Genomic DNA, 17,317 nt, shown 5'->3' on the forward strand with positions numbered 1-17,317 from the left:
TGAGCTCGATCGATCCGATGGTCTACTGCTGCGCAGCCTTGGGCCACACGAGCTGTACGTCGAACAGGTCGGCGGGGTGGATGCGGAGACTCGTGATGGGAATCCGCTGGAGCTCGATCTCTTTTGCGCGGAGGAACTTGTCGGTGTCGTCGCCGAAGCGCACGAGTTCCTTGGCGTTGCTGTCGACGGACCACGTGACGTAGTCGATCGCGCCGTTCTTGGAGAGGGCGTAGCCGTTCACGAGGCGGTGAGTGCGACTGAGCAAAGCGTGTTCATCGTGAGTTCCTTCGGGTGGGAGGGAGCCGGGGACCACCCCGGTAACGAAGGGGCGTTCAGTCGCGGTGCACGCCTGTGCATCGTGCTTGCTGTAAACTCCGCTCGAAGTGCGTGACGCCGCGGCGCCTACGGTGGCGGGTGCCGTCGGTGTCGCGAAGCGACTCAGGGGAGGTTGTAGAGACCCTTACAGTTGTCGCTCGTCACGAGGCGCACCGTCTCCGGGGGAAGGCTCGAGAGGGCGTGCGCAATGGCCTTTCGTGATTCCGGCCACGTGCTGTCCGGGTGGGGGTAGTCGGACGCCCACATGAAATTCCGGGGCGGAAGCAGTGGCAGAAGAGTCGGCCCCAGAGGTTCTTCCTCGAAGGTCGCGTAGATCTGCCGTTCGAAGATCTCGCTCGGCTTGGTCTTGATGCTGTAGCTCGGATACGGAGCGGAGTGCTTGTCGTACGTCGCGTCGAGTCGCGCCAGGAAATAGGGCAGCCACCCGACGCCGCACTCGGCGAGAACGAGATTGAAGTTCGGCACGCGCTCGAGGGCGCCGGAAAAGATCATGATCGCGAGCGGCTCGTCGAGCTGCATGGGGACCACCGAAGCGAAGGTGGCGATCTTCCAACTATCGCGTTCGGGCATGACGCGCGTTCCGCCGCCGACGTGAAAGCTGATGGGGAGGCGGGCCTCGGCGGCCGCGGACCAGAGTCGGTCCCAGGCGGGGTCTTCGATGGCGGCCTCGAAGGGGTTCAGGATCGCACCGCGGTGGCCGAGTTTTGCGCAGCGATGGAACTCCTCGACCGCGGCTTCGGGAGAGTCGCTCGGAAGGAAGGGGAGGGCGCTCAAGCGGTCGGGCGCGTGGCTGTTGAACTCCTCCGCGGCCCAATCGTTCCAGGCGCGCAGCGTGGCGTTCGTGTGTTCCACTTCGTCGATTGGGAAGCGGAACAACGCGGCGGGCCCGTACACGATCGAGGCGTGAACGCCGTCACGCTCCATGTCCTCGAGTCGCCGGACCGGATTGGAAGGGCGAAACGCGTCGTCCTCGAGCCCCTCGACCCGGGAAAGCGCGGTCGGATAGCCGCCGGTGCTGCCGCTCAACCCGAACGGTGTGTCGCCGACCATCCACACCTGGGCGCTGCCCATCTCCACGACCCGCGGGCCGATGTCACGGTACTTGGCGGGAAGTCGCGTCGACCACAGGTCGCGGGGGGTGGCCGAGATGTCGAGGTGGTCGTCGCAGGAGTAGATCCGGTCGGGAGAGCTCATGTCCGTTGTGTATCGTCGCTTGAGCGGGCGGTCCAGATGCCCCCCCCCCGGCGTTTGGGAAGGGGAGGAGGCGCGATCGATGCGCTCGGCGTCCGTCTCGACGATCTTCAAGCGATCGCCAGTACGACGAAGCTGACGGGGAGCGGGAAACTCCTCCTCTATGTGCTCCCGGTGGGAATCCCCAGCAATGTTTTCGGGCGCTTCAGCCAGACGCTCGGCGCGTTCCCGATCGGGCAGCGTATGCCCGGGTGTAGCCTGATCCCGGTGCTCGCGGTATCGGGCCGGCCGGTGATTTCAGTCGACTTCATCGGTCTCGGTCGCTCGGACAAACCGATCGACCTCGACGCGTATACCTACGACCAGCACACCGCGTGGGCCTGGCAATTCGTGGAGGAGCTGCGCCTGCAGGAGATTACCCTTTTCGGGCAGGATTGGGGTGGGATCGTGGGGCTGCGAATCCGTTCCGGCTGCCCGAGTCGAGCGAGATCGATTGCACGCTCGGTGACTTCGAAGGTTTCGCCGACTTCGATCGCTGGATCGAGTGGTCGCTTCGCACGCCGTTACTCCGGCCGAGCCAGGTCGTGGAGGATGCGACGGCGGGACTCGCAGCCTACGACAAGCCGTTCCTCACGCTCTTCGGCGCGCCCGATCCAGTGCTCGGATCCGAGGCGGTGCACAATGGGCTCTTCAATCTCGTGCCCGGCGCGAAGGGGCCCCATCACGATCCTTCTCGATGGCTGCATGCCGCCCTTGTTCCCGACGCTCTCGCCGGCGCCTGGCAACATCGAGATCTTCGGATCGATCGAAGCGGCGGTTTCTTCGTGCGACCCGGAGAACATCTTCGCGGGTGTCTGTCGCGGATTGTCGTTCGTATTCGGAAGCGAGACCTTTGCCCGCATGGACGAGTGTGAGATTGCGAGCTGTGAAGACCTCCGCGGTTGCCTGCTCGAGGCGAACTGCACGTTCCCGTTCGACCAGCGCGGGGCGTTGCCGGATCGATAACGGATCGACATAGTACCTTCATGAAGATTCGAGCGATTGACCCCTGGGTCAATGTGAACATGGGCGAGACCCGGCCCGAGGAATACCTCATTCGCGTGAAGGAGGACTACTTCAAGGCCGGGGAAGAGTTCTTTCAGAGCATCGAGGCCGAGAGGCTCGTCGCCGACATGGACGCGGCGGGCATCGAGAAGGCCGTGCTCTCCATCGGGACTCAGCAGCCCGATCCACGGGTGCTTCAGTTCCACGTGAAGTACCCCGGCCGGTTTGCGTACGCGGCGTGGCTGCAGCCCACGGGCAAGATGGATGAAGTGTGGGCTCTCGAGGCGCTCGTTCGCGACTATCCGATCGCGATGGCGCGCGTGGTTCCGTTCTCCGTCGATCGTCCTCCGACGGATCCCCTCTACTACCCGTTGTACGTGAAATGTATCGAGCTCGACTTGCCGGTGTCCATCAATACTGGGCTGCCGGGGCCGCCGATGCCGGGGGAGTGTCAGAATCCGATCTACCTCGATCGCATCTGTTTCCAGTTTCCCGAACTCAAGGTCTGCATGGCGCACGGTGCGGATCCCTGGTGGGGTGTCGCGAGCCGGCTCATGATCAAGTACCGCAACCTCTATCTGATGACGTCTGCGTACTCGCCGAAGTACTTGCCCGACGAGTTCGTTCATTTCATGAACACGCGGGGTAAAGACAAGGTCCTGTTCGCGTCCGATCACCCAGTGCTCTCGTTCAACCGCTGCCTCGCGGAAGCGCAGGCGCTCGATCTCCGCGAAGGGGTCCTCGACAAGTACCTTTACGCAAACGCGGAGAAGCTCTTCTTCTCGGAGCGGAAGCCTCGTTACTGATCGAGTTCCGCGGGGAGTGGGGAGGTAATCTCGAGGGGGGCTCCGGTCCTCGGGTGGGCGAGTCGAAGCGCGTTCGCGTGGAGGAGGAGCCGTTGCCCCGGTGCGGCGGTGCCGTACAGCGCGTCGCCGATGATGGGTGTCCCCAGCCCGGCGGGGTCGGCGCAATGCACGCGCAGTTGGTGAGTGCGGCCGGTGTGGGGTTCGAGGAGGAGGTCGGTGGTGTTCTCCCCGCGAGCGACGACGACGAAGCGGGTTGACGCGGGTCGTCCGGAGTCCACGTCGATGACTTGCCGTGGTCTCGTCTCCATCGGACCGCGGAGGGGGAGGCGGATCTCGCCGGAGTCCTTGGCGACCCTACCCCCGACCCTGGCGCGGTAGCGCTTCGCGACGCGGCCGCTCGCGAAGGCCGCACTCAGCTGCCGGTGGGCTTCGCGCGAGCGGGCGATCACGAGGACGCCGGACGTGGCCTGGTCGAGGCGGTGCGCGGACCGCAAAAATTCGAGGGGACGGAGTAGTTCCAGCCGCGTCTCGACGCAGTCCGCAGAGGCGCTCGTACGGCCAGGAACGGAGAGCAGGCCTGCGGGCTTGTCGATCGCGAGGAGGTCGTCGTCCTCGTACAGGATATCGAGGGGGGCGTGCGGGGCTTCGTGCCCACAGAGGAGATGCCCGAGGATCGGCCCGCACTTCTCGGCACATGGTGGATAGAACCGACCGTGTTCCCGTCCGCCCGACGCAGGCGGCGGCCCCCACCAGAACTCGGCGACGCCCGTGGGTCGAATCCCGCGAAGCGCGGCTTCGTGCAGGAGCTTCGGGGCGCAACACTCGCCGGCGCCGGTCGGGATGCCCGCGTGGAAGAACTCCTCGAGGCGCGCGTAGCGACCGGCGAAGTTGAGCAGTCCGTGGGAGGCGTGCATGGCTGCCTGCAGAGTGCGGGACCGGTCGCCGCGCTCGCGACGGAGGAGGGCTCGGCGTTCGCGCAGGTCGCTGGCCGTTTCTTCCAGAGGTGTGAGGGCCTCGCGTCGTTCGCGCCGTATCGCGCGAAGACGACCGCCTTCGCGCTGGGAGATGGCCTCCATTTCCGCGAGGCGGTCGGCGGTGTCCTCGCCGGAGGCTCGCAGTGCTTCGCGCTCGTGCTCGCGAAGCCGCTTTTGTGCGTTGCGCGCTGACACGAGCGCCGCGATCTCGTGGTCGAAGCGATGGCGTGCGGTCGCGAGTGCTCGCTCTGCGCCCGTGACGTCGAGCGCTTCGATTCGGGTGCTCAACTCGGTGAGGGCCGTGAGCGTGGCCGCCTCCGCTTGGGCAGTCAGCCGCGCGGATCGCGTCGGACCGACGAAGCCGTGCGCGAAGGGCTCTCCGTCGAGCATGCCGGAAAACGCATGTAGCTCCGCGGCGCTGCCGTCGGAAGATTCCCCGACGAGGACGCCGAACATCTTGCCGGCGCGCTCGAATCTCGGATCGTGCAGCAACCGAGCCATCAGCTGCTGGGCGACGGCCGCGGCGTCGGGGGTTCGCTCGAGGCCGTGGTGTGTACCGCACACGCGACACGCACCGCGATAGCTCGTGCTCTCGCCCGCCGGGCCTTGGGGGTGGGTCACGAGTCGAGTCTAGCAGGTCGTCTGGAAGCTTCGGATCAGGCGGGTGCGTCGGCGTCGTCTCGAGGCCAGGGCGCGGGCCGCGCTTTCGCGGTGGCAACGGGTCTGCCAGACTCTCCGTACATGCCCGTTTTACTTGCGTTGCTCGGCTTTTTTTTTCCGCGGATGGTTCTCTTCATCGTTTGGTTCATGGCGCCCGCGGCCGTCGAGCACGTCTTCGGTGGAAACTTTCTCTGGCTCCTCGTGGGGTGGCTGTTCCTTCCGCTCACGACCTTGGTCTACGCGTACTGCTTCGATCCGATCACGGGCGCGGTCCAGGGGGCCTCGCTGTTCGCGGTCGGCCTGGCGGCCCTGTTCGACCTTGGGATCATCGGAAGCGGCGCGCGCTCCCGGCGGTGACGCCACGGGCAAACCAGCCGGCGGTTCGGTAAACTGACCGTCATGAAGTTCGATCTTGAATCCGATGAGCGCGCCTTCGCGGAGGAGGTCGAGGCCTTCCTCAACGAGAACGCATCGCCCGACGTGATGGACCCGCACCCCGAGCAGTTGTCCCAGACGGTGGATACGCCGGCGAAGCGAGCTTTCATAGGGAAGCTTGCCGAGCGTGGGTGGCTCGGCATGTCCTGGCCGAAAGAGTACGGCGGCCGGGAAATGTCGGGCATCTACGACTTCGTGCTCACGGAGGCGCTTGCACGGCGTGGGGCGCCGCAGCCCGGCAAGGGCGTCGGGATCGTGGGCAAGACGCTGATCCGGCACGGAAGCGACAAGATGAAGAGCGAGGTCCTGCCGAAGATCCTTCGCGGCGAGATCGAATTCGCGATCGGTTACAGCGAGCCGGACGCCGGCTCGGACGCTGCTTCGATGCGACTCAAGGCGGAACGGAAGGGCGACGGCTGGGTTCTCAACGGCGCCAAGCTGTGGACCACGTCCGCCCACTTCGCCGACTGGTATTGGGTGGGGGCCCGAACTGATCCGGATTCGAAGCACAAGGGCATCACGCTGTTCCTGATTCCGATGAAGCACCCGGGGCTGAGCATCCGACCGATCTGGACAATCGGGGACGAACGCACCAACGAAGTGTTCTTCGAGAACGTCGAGGTCTCGGCCGACATGGTCGTCGGGGAGGTGAATCACGGTTGGACGTACATCTGCGAAGCTCTGGATCTCGAGCGATTTGCAATGATGCCGATCGGTGGGCTCGAGAAGAAGGTGGAAGCGCTTTGCGCGCACGCGCACGATGCCGAGGTCTCCGGCCGGCGTCTTCGAGAGGACCCGATCGTGCGTCATCAGATCGCGCGGCTCGTAACCGAGCTCGAGGTTTCGCGCATGCTTCAGGCGCGGGTCATCTCCTCTGCGCTGAAGGACAAGATTCCGACGATCCAGTCGTCCCAATACAAGCTGTTTATGAACGAATGTGGACAGCACGTGGCGGATGCCGCTCTCGATCTCTTGGGGCCCGACGGCGTTTTGCGCCCGGGCGAGGAGGGGGCGCTCCTGGATGGGAAGTTCGAGCGCAGCTATCGGTACACGGTCGTCGACACGATCGGCGGCGGCGCGAGTGAGATCCAGAAGAACATCATCGCGACGCGCGGACTCGGCCTGCCGAAGAACTTCTGAGCGGGGTGCGTTTGCCCGGCGGGGGCTCGCCGCGATATCCCTGGGGGTGTGAGTTCGGGAATTTTTCTCCTCTCGAGCCTCCTTGCGACGCTCTGCTTGCCGACCGTTGCCGGCGGGCAAGAGACTGCGCCCGAGGGCGCGACCCTTTCGCGGCACGAGAGCCGCAGCATCGAAGAGATTGTCGTCACCGCCCGGCGGCGTGCGGAGCTGTTGGAGGATACGCCGATCTCCGTCACGGCACTGAGCGAGGCGACGCTGCGCGAGGCCGGTGTCACTCGCCTCGACGAGATCCAGGAACTCGTTCCGAACCTCCAGATGCCGACGGGACGTTCGGGCCTCGAGGGTCGCATTCGGATTCGAGGGATCGGCACGTCGACCAGCGAGGTCGCCTTCGATCCGGGCGTCGGAGTATACGTAGATGGCGTTTATCTGCCGCGGTCTCTCGGGCAGCTCGTCGACGTGCTCGACATCGAGCAGGTGGAGGTCCTGCGCGGCCCCCAGGGGACGCTCTTCGGAAAGAATACGGTCGGCGGGGCGCTCAACATCACGACCGTGAAGCCGACGCAGCAGCTCGAAGCGTGGGCCCTGTTGCGGCCCGGCAATCTGGGCTCGTTGCACACGCGGATGATGGTGAACACGCCGATCGGAACCGGTTGGCTGCGCGAGAGACTGGCGGCGCGAGTGGCGTTCAGTTCCACGAATCGGCGGGGGTACACCTACAACACGTTTCGAAATGAGTACTGGTCCGATACGAACTCTCTCGCCTTCTTGGGCTCGCTTCGGTTCACGCCGGTCGACGACGTATCGATCAACGTGAGTGGCTCGTGGTCGCGCAATCACGGTCGCCAGCGGGGCGGGCAATGCCTGGTCGTTCGCGAGACCGTCCTCGGAAACCTGCAGCCGGGGCTGTACGACGCGTGTCGCGCGTCGGGGAAGTATGAGTTCGAAGCCGATCCCGCGACGATCGCGGACGTCGAGAGCTACGGCACGTGGGGAACCATTGCATGGGACGTGGGTGAAGTCGGGCCCATTGATCACCTCAAGGTGAAGTCGATCACCTCGTGGCGTCAGCAGCACCCGCGCGGGCGGGACGACTTCGACATGACGGAGTTCCCCGTAATCCAGCTCGCGAGTGTCGGCGGCGGGGTGCTCGACGGCGAGCCCGGGTTCCAGCAGCAGATCAGCCAGGAGATCCAGCTGAACGCTTCGGCGTGGGACGATCGTCTCAACTTCGTGGGCGGCTACTTCGTATTGTGGGAGAAGGGCACCGCGCTCTGGACGATCTGGGCAATGGGCAACGCACTCGACGCGGCGACCACGACGGACGTGGACTTCAGCAACTGGACGTGGGCGCCGTTCGCGCAAGCAACGCTGGACATGACGGATTGGGCGAGCCTCACGGCGGGGCTGCGGTACACCGAGGACAAGAAGGGCCTGCACCTCCTGTTCTACGATCCCCGCATGCCCGAGCCGCCGCAGCTCGATCGCGACAAGAGCGTGATCTTCTCTGCGTGGACACCGATGGGGAGCCTCGCGCTTCGACTGCCCGACGAATATACGGACGGCACGCCGCTGAACCACCTGATGGGGTACTTCACGTACTCTCGCGGGTTCAAAGGGGGCGGCTTCGACGCGGTGACATCGCCGTTTGCCGAGGAGCTGAACCGGTTCGATCCGGAGACACTCGATTCATTCGAGTTTGGAGTGAAGACGATCTCGTTCGAGCAACGGGTGACGCTCAACTTGTCACTCTTCCTCGGCAACTATGAGGATATTCAGATCACGAAGTTCCAGGACCTGGGCGACACCGATGGCGACGGGTTGCCGAACCTTCAGCGCGTTACGCTCAATGCGGCGAGCGGGACGACGAAGGGTCTCGAACTCGAACTGCAGGCCTTGCCGATGGACGGGCTGCGAATCACGGGCTCTGTCGGACTGCTCGACGCTCGGTATGACGACTTCGAAGGCCTAGACGACGTGACGGGCGACAACGTCGACCGGGCCGGGCAACGGTTCTTGCTGACTCCGGAGATCCAGTCCCACATCGCTATCCAGTACTCGCTGCCGGTGTCTTTCGCGGGGCCGCAGTGGCTGCAGGGTTGGATCACTCCCCGGGTGGACTGGTCCTATCAAGGGAACGTCCTGTATCTGGGCCCCGAGATCCCGCAGGGCACGCAGTCGGGGTACAATCTCGTGCACCTGCGGGTCAGCTACGACTTCCTCGACGACCGGGCACAGGTCGGACTGTGGACCCGAAACCTCCTGGACGAGGCATACTTCGACTACGCGTTCTCGTCGTCTTCGAGTTTCGGGACCGGAAACCGCTGGTTCCAGGTCGGCCGAACGTACGGCGCGGAACTGAGCTACCGGCTCTGAGCGGGGACGGGGCGCACGATGCGCGTGCATTGGGTTCTTCACGAACTGGGCCTGCCGCACGAAACGCGCCCCATCCAGTCTCGGACGGGCGAAACGCAGACGCCCGAGTACCTGGCGCTCAACCCGGCCGGTAAGATCCCGGTGCTCCGAGAAGACTCCCGGCCGTTACGCGCACAGCCCGCGGTCCGGATCCCTCAGTCCAAAAAGCTTGCCGTCGCAGCTACAAACGCTTCCGAGGTCGATCCGTAGAGCGGCTCCGGAGTCGGCGTCGGCGTCGGAGTCGGAGTCGGAGTCGGAGTCGGCGTCGGAGTCGGAACGGGCGTCGGAGTCGGAACGGGCGTCGGAGTCGGAGTCGGAGTCGGAACCGGCGTCGGCGCCGGCGTCGGAACGAGCGTCGGCGTCGGTACGGATGTCGGCGTCGGAACGGGCGTCGGCATCGCGTCGAGCGAAGGGCACGTTGCGGGTGCCGGGGCGCCCTTCGAGCGCCAGTTGCCTTTCTTCGCGCTGTCCTTGCGGAACGGGCGGTTGAACTTCGTGCAGTAGCGGGTGTCGCCGAGCGTGAGCTCGTCGACGACAGACCTGTCGCCCACAGGGAGCGTGAAGTTCTCGTCCAGGCTGTGGGGGCCCTGGCAGGTTAACTTGATGCTGCTGTGGGTGATGCGGATGGATCGGCAGGGGTCGTTGGCCGTGCCGTAGCCGATGTAGCGCCATCCCTTGATTCCGGCGGGGAAGCCAAGGCCTCGCCAGTTTTCGGCGGGCAGGTCGATTCTGTCGCAGCCTGGGCCGGCCGGGAAGACGCACTTGCGGAAGGTTCCGCCGACGATGGTCGGGTCGTCCGCGCTACCGGGCTTGGGCATCTTGATGCTGCTCCCTCTGGGAGCGCGTGAACGCATCTTTGCAAGGCGGGGTAGACCGGTGTTGGTCTCGATTCGCGCGAGGCCGGATTGGCCGCGAATCGGGTAGTCGATCGCGAAACTGGCCGAGGGCAACGCGAGCGCAGCGATGAGCAGTAGGTACAGGGGCGTGAAAAAAGCGTGAAGCCTCATCGAGCTTCTCCTTCAGAACTAGAGAATAGAGTTCGCGATGTTATTTCGTGGCGATACTCCGATGTCATACCCATGGTCAACCCACAAGGCGGGCCCACGCAGGTGCAATGGCAGATGCCATATTGCTCTCGGCACTCCGAGTGACGTGAACTTTCAGTGCTCTCGCGGATCCCGCCGCGGTCTTCTCCTCGCCCGAGGCCTTCAAGTGCTCGAGCAGGATGCGCCGGACTTCGCGGACCGTGGCCGGGTTCGATTGCACGGAGTGGCTCGACTTCACGACGACTTCGGATTCCACCTCTTCGAGGTGGGCGCTCTTGTACTCGACGACGCCGTCGTTCCCTTCCTCGACCGGACCGTCTCCCGCGACGGCGATGATCGAGTGGCGAGGGACGTGGGCTGCCATCGGGATCGCTTGCAGGACTCGATTGAAACGACTGTCGGGCGCCATGTTGTTGACGGCGTTGGGGACCTCCGACTCGTTGAACGCGACCGTACCCTTCGTCGCTAGTTCGAGCGGAACGCTGACGGCTTGGATCGGGATTTTCAAGACGGTCTTCGAGACGGACACGAGCCCCGCGCCGATCTGGCCGAAGATGCCCCCCGCGACGAAGCTGCCTTTGTGTGGAGTCGCGACGAACACGGCACGTTTTACGCCCGGCGTCGGTGAGAAGATCATCATCTCCTCCAAGGTCGCGCGCTCGTCGGGTTCGAGCTCGAGCTCACCTGGGGGTTGGATCCCGAGCGATTTCCAGTCGAGCTCCGTCGAGTCGGCGATCGCCCCGCGCACCAGCAGCCCGCCCTGGCTATGGCCGATCAGGACCATGTCGCGGATGGCGGGGTCGTCGCCGTCCGGGTCGAGCTCGTGGAGGGTTTCGCCGATCGCCTTGCGGAGCTTGGCCGCGGAGTACGCGATCGGGTTGCCGCTGTTGTAGGTGAAGAACCAGAACTGGAAGTACTTCTGGATCGTCGGGTCGTTGTTCAGATCGTTGAACAGGCCGGCCCAACGCGCCGGGCTCGAGGCGGTACCGTGCACCAGGACGACCGGGATTGCGTCTGGCCGGTAGGGCTCGGCGAGGGAGATCCCGGGCGGGATCGTCTCGTCGGCGCCGGAGAGGAATCCGGCCAACTCGAAGTCCCACACGGGGGAAGAGCCCAGCAGGTACGCATACGCCGTCGTGGTCTGCGCTTCGAGGGGGATCACCTGACCGGCGACCGAGATCGTCGGAGTGGCGAGTGGGTCGTAAAGTTCCAGGGTTCCGTGGAGCGTTCCGGTCCGGAGTTGCTCCAGCCCACCGTCGACCCGAAGGAACGCGGTCGCCGGGATGTCGAGCTCCGGCGGATAGAGGCCCTTCTCGCCTAAACGGAGTGTTCGCGTGCCGATGAGAGGAGCGCCGAGTCCGGGTTGTCGGTAGCGGGCCGCGAGACCGTCGACCTCGTAGATGTCGGCCGGCTGGAAGGTCTCGAAGAGGACGTTGTCCTCCCACTGGATCGTCGAGACAGGGACGGTGATGGCGATCTGCCCAACGGGGAGCCGTCGTGTGCCACTCTCGAGCAGGAAGTGGTCGCCATCGTCGGTCGAGAATGCTCGGGCGAGAGCGCGGTTGTAGATGTCCGCCGCGATGCGCGTCCGCGGGTCCCACGCGGTCGGCTTCGCTCCTTCGAGATCGCCGAACAGGTAGAGATAGGCGTAGACTGCCGCACCGAGATACTCGGTCTGCCTCTCGGTGCGTTGCCCCTCGAGATACGCGAGCTCCGCGAGAGCGAGCAGGGGCCCCCGGTAGCCGTCCACGACCGCGCGCTTGTGCATCTTGATCAGCATGTCGCGCCGGGCCTTCTCCTCGGAGATCCCCGCCAGGTGCAACTCGATGCTCGAGAAGCGCGTGGTCTCGCCGGTCTCGAGGATGCTTGCCGAGTCGCCTTGGTAGACGTCGTGCGGACTCACCCGCTTCACGGTGACGGCCGGGCCGCAGGCGACCAGGGTCAGAGCTAGCAAGACGAGGCCGAACTTTCGCGACGACATCCAGCGAGATTCGCGGTTGCGCGCTCCGGAAACAAGCAGCGGGTCCGGTGGCCTTCGCCTGTGGGCGGAATCCTGGTAAGCCGGGCTCGATGGACGATCGACTGCCCACGCTGGCCGAACTCGAGCTGACGGTGCTCGACCCCTACCCGGATTGGAAGGCCCGCAGGGAGGCCGGGCCGGTCGAGATCAAGCAGGTGATGGGGCTTCCAAACGCGAAGGCCTTCACGCGAGACGCGTGCGAGGCCGTGCTGAAGGATGAAGCCGCCTTCTCGGCGAGGGTGAATCAGGAGAGCATGGGCCCGTACATGGGGACGGTCCTTCTCGGGATGGATGGCCCCGAGCACACCGTGTACCGGAACCTCGTCTCGCACGCGTTCCGACGCTCGGCCCTCGAGCGATGGGAGTCGGAGCTCATCGAGCCGACGATCGGGGAGCTCCTCGATGCGATCGTCCCGGACGGCCGCGCGGACCTCGTTCGTGCTGTCACGAGCCGCTATCCGCTCAAAGTGATCACGAGCCTCATGGGCGTACCCGTCGAGGATGTGGATCGCTTCCAATCGTGGGCGGAAGACGTGAGCAGTGGCCCGCTCAACCCCGAACGCGGACTCGCGTCCTCCAAGGCGATGCGCGACTACCTCACGCCCATCGTCGAGGAACGAAAGCGGAATCCGAAGGACGACCTGGTGACCGACATCGTGACCGCCGAGGTCGCCGGCGAGCGTCTCTCCGACGAGCACATCTACGGGTTTCTCCGACTTCTGTTGCCGGCCGGAGCGGAGACGACGTACCGGGTCTTCGGCAACACGCTCTTCGCACTGCTCTCTGATCAGAGCGCGCTCGAACGCGTTCGCACCGACCGCTCGCTCGTGCCTCGGGCGATCGAGGAGACGCTTCGATGGCAGACGTCGGTGACGTTGGTGTCTCGCGTGGCAAAGCAGGACACTAAAGTCGCCGGGTGCCCGATCGCCGCGGGGACGGTGGTATCGATGATGGTCGGCGCGTCGAACCGCGACGAGCAACATTTCGAGGAACCGGACGAGTGGAATCTCGATCGTCCCGAACAGCCGGGGCACCTGTCGTTCGGATGGGGACGCCACCTGTGCCTCGGGATGCATCTGGCGCGTCTCGAGTTGTTGGTCGGGGTGAACGCCGTGCTCGACCGATTGCCGAATCTGCGGTTCGATCCCGGTGCACCGCCAGCCGAGATCCGTGGTCATGCGTTTCGCGGGCCGGTCACGTTGCCGGTCCTCTTCGACCCGTCCTGACCCCGGCGCCAGTGAAACCCCCAACTCCTTCGCCGGGGATCGCTCCGACCCGCCAGCGACTCCCGCGTCCGACCGAGGTCCGTAGAAGCTCCCGTGCCCGCTGGAGACCAAGACGAACCACCGAAGCCCCCCCTCCGACAAACCGCCACAAGAGTGACGATTAGAGAAACCGCCGAGATTAAAGAACTTCCCTGGCGACTGGGAGTATTTCCCCGCCCGGGCGTGCGCCCCGCGAGCCGGTTGCTAGGAATCATCCGACTATTCTTCCAACCTGCACGACAGAAGGGGACGAACCATGGGCGAGCTGCGAATGCTCATCGACGGCAAGCTGGTGGAGGCCGAGGGTGGGGCGACTTTCGATAACCTGAATCCGGCGACCGAAGAGGTCTTGGGGCAGGTCGCGAGCGGTTCCGCGAGCGACATGGCGCGCGCCGTCGCTGCCGCCCGCCGTGCCTTCGACGGCACGGATTGGGGCACGGACGGAGCGTTTCGCAAGAAGTGCCTGCTCCAACTCCAGGCCGCGCTCGAAGGCGAGCGCGAGGAGCTTCGCTCCGAGTTGGTGGCCGAAGTCGGTTGTCCGCTGTTGACGACGTTCGGCCCACAGCTCGACGCACCCCTGCGCGAGGCGCTCACCTGGCCGGCCGCCCAGATCGACGAGTTCCAATGGGCGCGTTCGATCGGCCTCGGGAACCCGTTCGGGATCGGGGACAACGAGCGCGAGGTTTGGAAGGAGCCGATCGGCGTCGTCGCCGTGATCGTGCCGTGGAATTTCCCGCTCGAGATCATCCTGAACAAGCTTGGGCCCGCTCTTGCGATGGGGAACACGGTCGTCCTGAAGCCGGCTCCGGACACGTCGTGGAATGCAACGCGGATCGGTCGGCTCATCGCGGAGAAGACCGACATGCCGCCGGGTGTCGTGAACATCGTGCCGTCCCGAGATCACGCGGTGGGTGAGGTTCTAAGCAGGTCGCCCGATGTCGATCTCATCGCGTTCACCGGCTCGACCGCCACCGGCCGTCGGATCATGGCGGCGGCTGCGGAGACTCTGAAGCCCGTCTTCCTCGAACTCGGTGGGAAGTCGGTGAACCTTGTTCTCGATGATGCGGATTTTGCCGCGACCGTTCCCGGTGCCGCCGGGATGTGCATGCACGCCGGACAGGGCTGCGCGATGTCGACGCGGCTGCTCGTGCCGAAGTCGCGTTACGACGAAAGTGTCGAACTCGCGAAGGTCGCGTTCGAGAACGTCGGCTACGGAGACCCGACCGATGCCTCGAATTTCCAGGGCCCGCAGGTTTCGAAGCTGCAGCAGGAACGCGTGCTCGGCTACATCGCGAAAGGCCGCGAGGAGGGGGCCCGCGTCGTGACGGGCGGAGGCATTCCGAAGCACCTGTCGAGGGGGTTCTTCGTCGAGCCGACCGTGTTCGCCGACGTCGACAATTCGATGACGATCGCGCAGGAGGAGATCTTCGGGCCGGTACTGTGCGTGATTGGCTACGACGACGAAGCCGATGCGGTACGAATCGCCAATGACTCGCCCTACGGCCTGTCTGGGATGATCACGTCCGGGAGCCTCGATCGCGCGAAGAGCGTCGCGCGCCGTATTCGGACCGGCACGCTCGGGCTGAACGGCGGGATCTGGTACGGCCCCGACGCCCCCTTCGGCGGCTACAAGTCGTCGGGAATCGGCCGTCAGTGCGGGCGCGAGGGGCTCGAGATGTTCACCGAGACCAAGACTGTCGGTTGGCCGGCGGCGTCCTGAGGAGAGGTTTCATGGCAGATCTGCAGACCGAGCGTTCCGGCAACGTTCTCACGATCACGTTGAATCGCCCGGAGCGCATGAACGCGATCTCGGGCAACATGCTGACCGGCCTCGCGGACGCGCTCCGGAGCGCCGACCTGGAACCTGACGTGCGGTGCATCCTCCTCACGGGTGCCGGCCGCGGCTTCTGTGCGGGTCTGGATCTGCAGGACGTGTCGGCCATGGGGGGCGGTTCGAGTCTCGCCCCGGGCGGGCGCGGCCAGAGCCAGAGCGCCGTCAAGATCGACGGTCTGCCGCCCATGGTTCTGCGGCGGATCGATACGCCGATCATCTGTGTGATGAACGGGCCCGCCGCGGGCTACGGGATGGATCTGGCGCTCGGGTGCGACATGATCCTGGCGTCCGACCGGGCCAAGATGGTCTGCCCGGTCCGGCGTGGTGTCGTGCCGGAGAGCGGCGGGACCTGGCTCCTCCCGCGGCTGGTGGGCTGGCAGAAGGCGTCGGAGATCCTCCTCATCGGGCGGCCGCTCGAGCCGGCCCAGTTGCTCGAATTGGGCCTCGTGAACCGGGTCATCGAGCACGATCGCCTCTTGGACGAGGCCCGTGCCTGGGCCGAGGAGATCGCGGCCAACGCCCCCCTGGCGGTCGCGGCGACCAAGCGGTCGATGCGCCTCGGGCTCGAGTCGAGCTTCGATGCCAATGCCCACCACGTGATGGCGGAGCTCCTCCAGCTTTTCCGCACCAAGGACTTCGCAGAGGCGCTGGCGTCCTTCCTGGAAAAGCGCGAGGCGACGTTCGAGGGCCGCTGAGTCGGGTCGGCGTCCGGTTCGACGGGTGGGCTCGAAAGCGCTTTCCCGTCCAATTCGGCGGGGCTAGTGTCCCAGGTCATGAAGACAGCTCAGCGAATCTCACTCGGCGCGGTGCTCCTCCTTGCCGCGTGCGGCGACAGTTCCCCGACTGGTTCGGGGGTGAACCCCGAAAACTCACTACGAACATTCGATTTTTCGGCTTTCGAGGCTGAGGTCGACGCGTTCATCGCGGATAACGCCGAGGTCGAAGGGGTCGGCGCCATCATCGTCCACCGCGACGAGGGTGTGGTTCTGAAGAGGGGCTTCGGCAACTACCACGAGGACCGGATCTCGCTGATCGCGTCGTCCTCCAAGATGATCACGGCGGGCGTGCTTCTACGGCTCCAGGATCAGGGCATTCTCGACATGAACGAGCCCATCGTTGAGGCAGTGGGGGAGTGGGGGAACGACAACCCTGCGATCACCCCGGCCCAGCTTGTGTCGAATAGCTCCGGCCTGGTGGGCCTCGGGCCCGATCCGACCTACGGGCCGTACCTCTGCCAGTACCTCTTCACCGGCACGCTCCAGGACTGCGCTCGGCAGATCTTCACGACCGATCAGGACGACGCCGACGTGATCCCGCCCGATACGGAGTTCCGCTACGGGGGCGCCCAATGGCAGGTCGCGGGTGCCGTGGCCGAGATCGTCTCGGGCAAGAGCTGGGCGGAGCTCATCGACGAGACCTACACCCAGCCCTGCGGCCTCACGGCGCTGGGTTACAACAACCACTTCGTCCAGGTCATGGCCGAAGACGGAGATCCCTTCGGCTACCCTCCCGCCTTCGACGGCAACCCGGGCGTTCTGCTGCCGTCGGACAACCCGAACATGGAGGGCGGGGTATACACCTCCATCGCCGACTACGGGGAACTGCTCTTGATGCATCTGCGGGGCGGGATGTGCGGTGAGAACCGCGTGCTGTCCGAGGCCGCGGTCGCCCAACTCCACGAGGACCGCGTTGCGCGCACGTACGGCAATGGGCCCGGCTACGGCATGGGCTGGTGGGTCGACCGGCAGAACCCGTCTCTGATCACCGATCCGGGCGCCTACGGCTCCACGGCTTGGCTCGACGAGGACCGCGGTTACGGCGCCTTCCTCGTGATCGAGGTCACCTCGGACCTGGGCTCGACTCTCACGCGGCGCACCATCGGGCACGTGAACGAGGCGATCGACGCCGCGGGCTAGGCGCTTTCGGGGGCCTGGCGGCGGTTCCTGAACGAAAAAAGGCGGGTGGGGTTGATTCCCCACCCGCCTTTTTCTTTCAAGGGACGAGTGTCGACTTAGAACAGAACCGTGTCGATGAACGCGCCACTAGGCGACTGGCAGTTCAGGTTCGAGTTGAAGCTCTGAACCAAAGGGTTGATCGAAGCGACCGAACCGGCTCCAGAGTTCGAACACGGGGGAAGCGGCGTGATGCCGG

General features: G+C 65.2%; 15 protein-coding genes. 10 read left to right on the forward strand and 5 right to left on the reverse strand.

Annotated elements, in window-relative coordinates:
- Positions 1 to 22: 22 nt before the first annotated feature.
- Both P8R42_06435 and P8R42_06440 read right to left on the reverse strand, forming a co-directional pair.
- Positions 23 to 241 (reverse strand): hypothetical protein, encoded by a 219-nt coding sequence (locus tag P8R42_06435; protein MDG2304285.1) that lies wholly within the window; start codon positions 239 to 241, stop codon positions 23 to 25.
- 197 nt (positions 242 to 438) lie between these two features.
- Entirely contained in the window at positions 439 to 1,530 is a 1,092-nt protein-coding gene (locus tag P8R42_06440) for an amidohydrolase family protein (protein MDG2304286.1), read from the reverse strand.
- A 678-nt stretch (positions 1,531 to 2,208) separates the two neighbouring features.
- On the opposite strand from P8R42_06440, the gene P8R42_06445 reads away from it, so the two are divergent.
- Positions 2,209 to 2,532, forward strand: coding sequence for a hypothetical protein (locus P8R42_06445; GenBank protein MDG2304287.1), 324 nt, complete (start codon positions 2,209 to 2,211; stop codon positions 2,530 to 2,532).
- 20 nt (positions 2,533 to 2,552) lie between these two features.
- Positions 2,553 to 3,377 carry an amidohydrolase family protein gene (locus tag P8R42_06450; protein ID MDG2304288.1) on the forward strand — a complete coding sequence of 275 codons (825 nt, stop codon included), beginning with the start codon at positions 2,553 to 2,555 and terminating at the stop codon, positions 3,375 to 3,377.
- Here the strand turns inward: P8R42_06450 and P8R42_06455 are convergent.
- Positions 3,371 to 4,972, reverse strand: a complete 1,602-nt coding sequence (locus P8R42_06455; GenBank protein MDG2304289.1) for an RluA family pseudouridine synthase — start codon at positions 4,970 to 4,972, stop codon at positions 3,371 to 3,373. The two genes, P8R42_06450 and P8R42_06455, sit on opposite strands and share 7 nt — an antisense overlap.
- Positions 4,973 to 5,134: 162 nt before the next feature.
- Here P8R42_06455 and P8R42_06460 point away from each other — a divergent pair, with 162 nt between their 5' ends.
- The 4 genes from P8R42_06460 to P8R42_06475 are packed head-to-tail and all read left to right on the forward strand — an operon-like array spanning position 5,135 to position 9,211.
- Positions 5,135 to 5,368: a hypothetical protein gene (locus P8R42_06460; GenBank protein MDG2304290.1), complete on the forward strand. Its 234-nt coding sequence runs from the start codon at positions 5,135 to 5,137 to the stop codon at positions 5,366 to 5,368.
- A gap of 42 nt (positions 5,369 to 5,410) precedes the next feature.
- Entirely contained in the window at positions 5,411 to 6,586 is a 1,176-nt protein-coding gene (locus tag P8R42_06465; protein ID MDG2304291.1) for an acyl-CoA dehydrogenase family protein, read from the forward strand.
- Positions 6,587 to 6,634: 48 nt separating this feature from the next.
- The gene (locus tag P8R42_06470) at positions 6,635 to 8,962 is read left to right on the forward strand and encodes a TonB-dependent receptor (protein MDG2304292.1); all 2,328 of its coding nucleotides are present in this window, start codon (positions 6,635 to 6,637) and stop codon (positions 8,960 to 8,962) included.
- Positions 8,963 to 8,980: 18 nt separating this feature from the next.
- A complete protein-coding gene (locus tag P8R42_06475) occupies positions 8,981 to 9,211 on the forward strand; it encodes a glutathione S-transferase N-terminal domain-containing protein (protein MDG2304293.1) in 231 nt (76 codons plus the stop codon).
- On the opposite strand, the gene P8R42_06480 is transcribed toward P8R42_06475, so the two are convergent.
- Together P8R42_06480 and P8R42_06485 are read right to left on the reverse strand one after the other, a co-directional pair.
- Entirely contained in the window at positions 9,157 to 10,008 is an 852-nt protein-coding gene (locus tag P8R42_06480; protein ID MDG2304294.1) for a hypothetical protein, read from the reverse strand. The two genes, P8R42_06475 and P8R42_06480, sit on opposite strands and share 55 nt — an antisense overlap.
- A 76-nt stretch (positions 10,009 to 10,084) precedes the next feature.
- A complete protein-coding gene (locus P8R42_06485) occupies positions 10,085 to 12,028 on the reverse strand; it encodes a hypothetical protein (GenBank protein ID MDG2304295.1) in 1,944 nt (647 codons plus the stop codon).
- Positions 12,029 to 12,117: 89 nt separating this feature from the next.
- Between P8R42_06485 and P8R42_06490 the strand changes: the two genes are divergently transcribed.
- The 4 genes from P8R42_06490 to P8R42_06505 all read left to right on the forward strand — a co-directional run bounded on the left by P8R42_06490 (position 12,118) and on the right by P8R42_06505 (position 17,082).
- On the forward strand, positions 12,118 to 13,293 hold the full coding sequence (locus P8R42_06490) for a cytochrome P450 (GenBank protein MDG2304296.1): 1,176 nt from the start codon (positions 12,118 to 12,120) through the stop codon (positions 13,291 to 13,293).
- Between the two features lie 295 nt (positions 13,294 to 13,588).
- The gene (locus tag P8R42_06495; GenBank protein ID MDG2304297.1) at positions 13,589 to 15,052 is read left to right on the forward strand and encodes an aldehyde dehydrogenase family protein; all 1,464 of its coding nucleotides are present in this window, start codon (positions 13,589 to 13,591) and stop codon (positions 15,050 to 15,052) included.
- A gap of 11 nt (positions 15,053 to 15,063) precedes the next feature.
- Positions 15,064 to 15,861: an enoyl-CoA hydratase-related protein gene (locus P8R42_06500; GenBank protein MDG2304298.1), complete on the forward strand. Its 798-nt coding sequence runs from the start codon at positions 15,064 to 15,066 to the stop codon at positions 15,859 to 15,861.
- A 78-nt stretch (positions 15,862 to 15,939) separates the two neighbouring features.
- Positions 15,940 to 17,082: a serine hydrolase gene (locus P8R42_06505; GenBank protein ID MDG2304299.1), complete on the forward strand. Its 1,143-nt coding sequence runs from the start codon at positions 15,940 to 15,942 to the stop codon at positions 17,080 to 17,082.
- The last annotated feature ends 235 nt before the right edge of the window (positions 17,083 to 17,317 follow it).

It is taken from the genome of Candidatus Binatia bacterium (assembly GCA_029243485.1).
In the GTDB taxonomy this organism is placed as follows: domain Bacteria; phylum Desulfobacterota; class Binatia; order UBA12015; family UBA12015; genus VGTG01.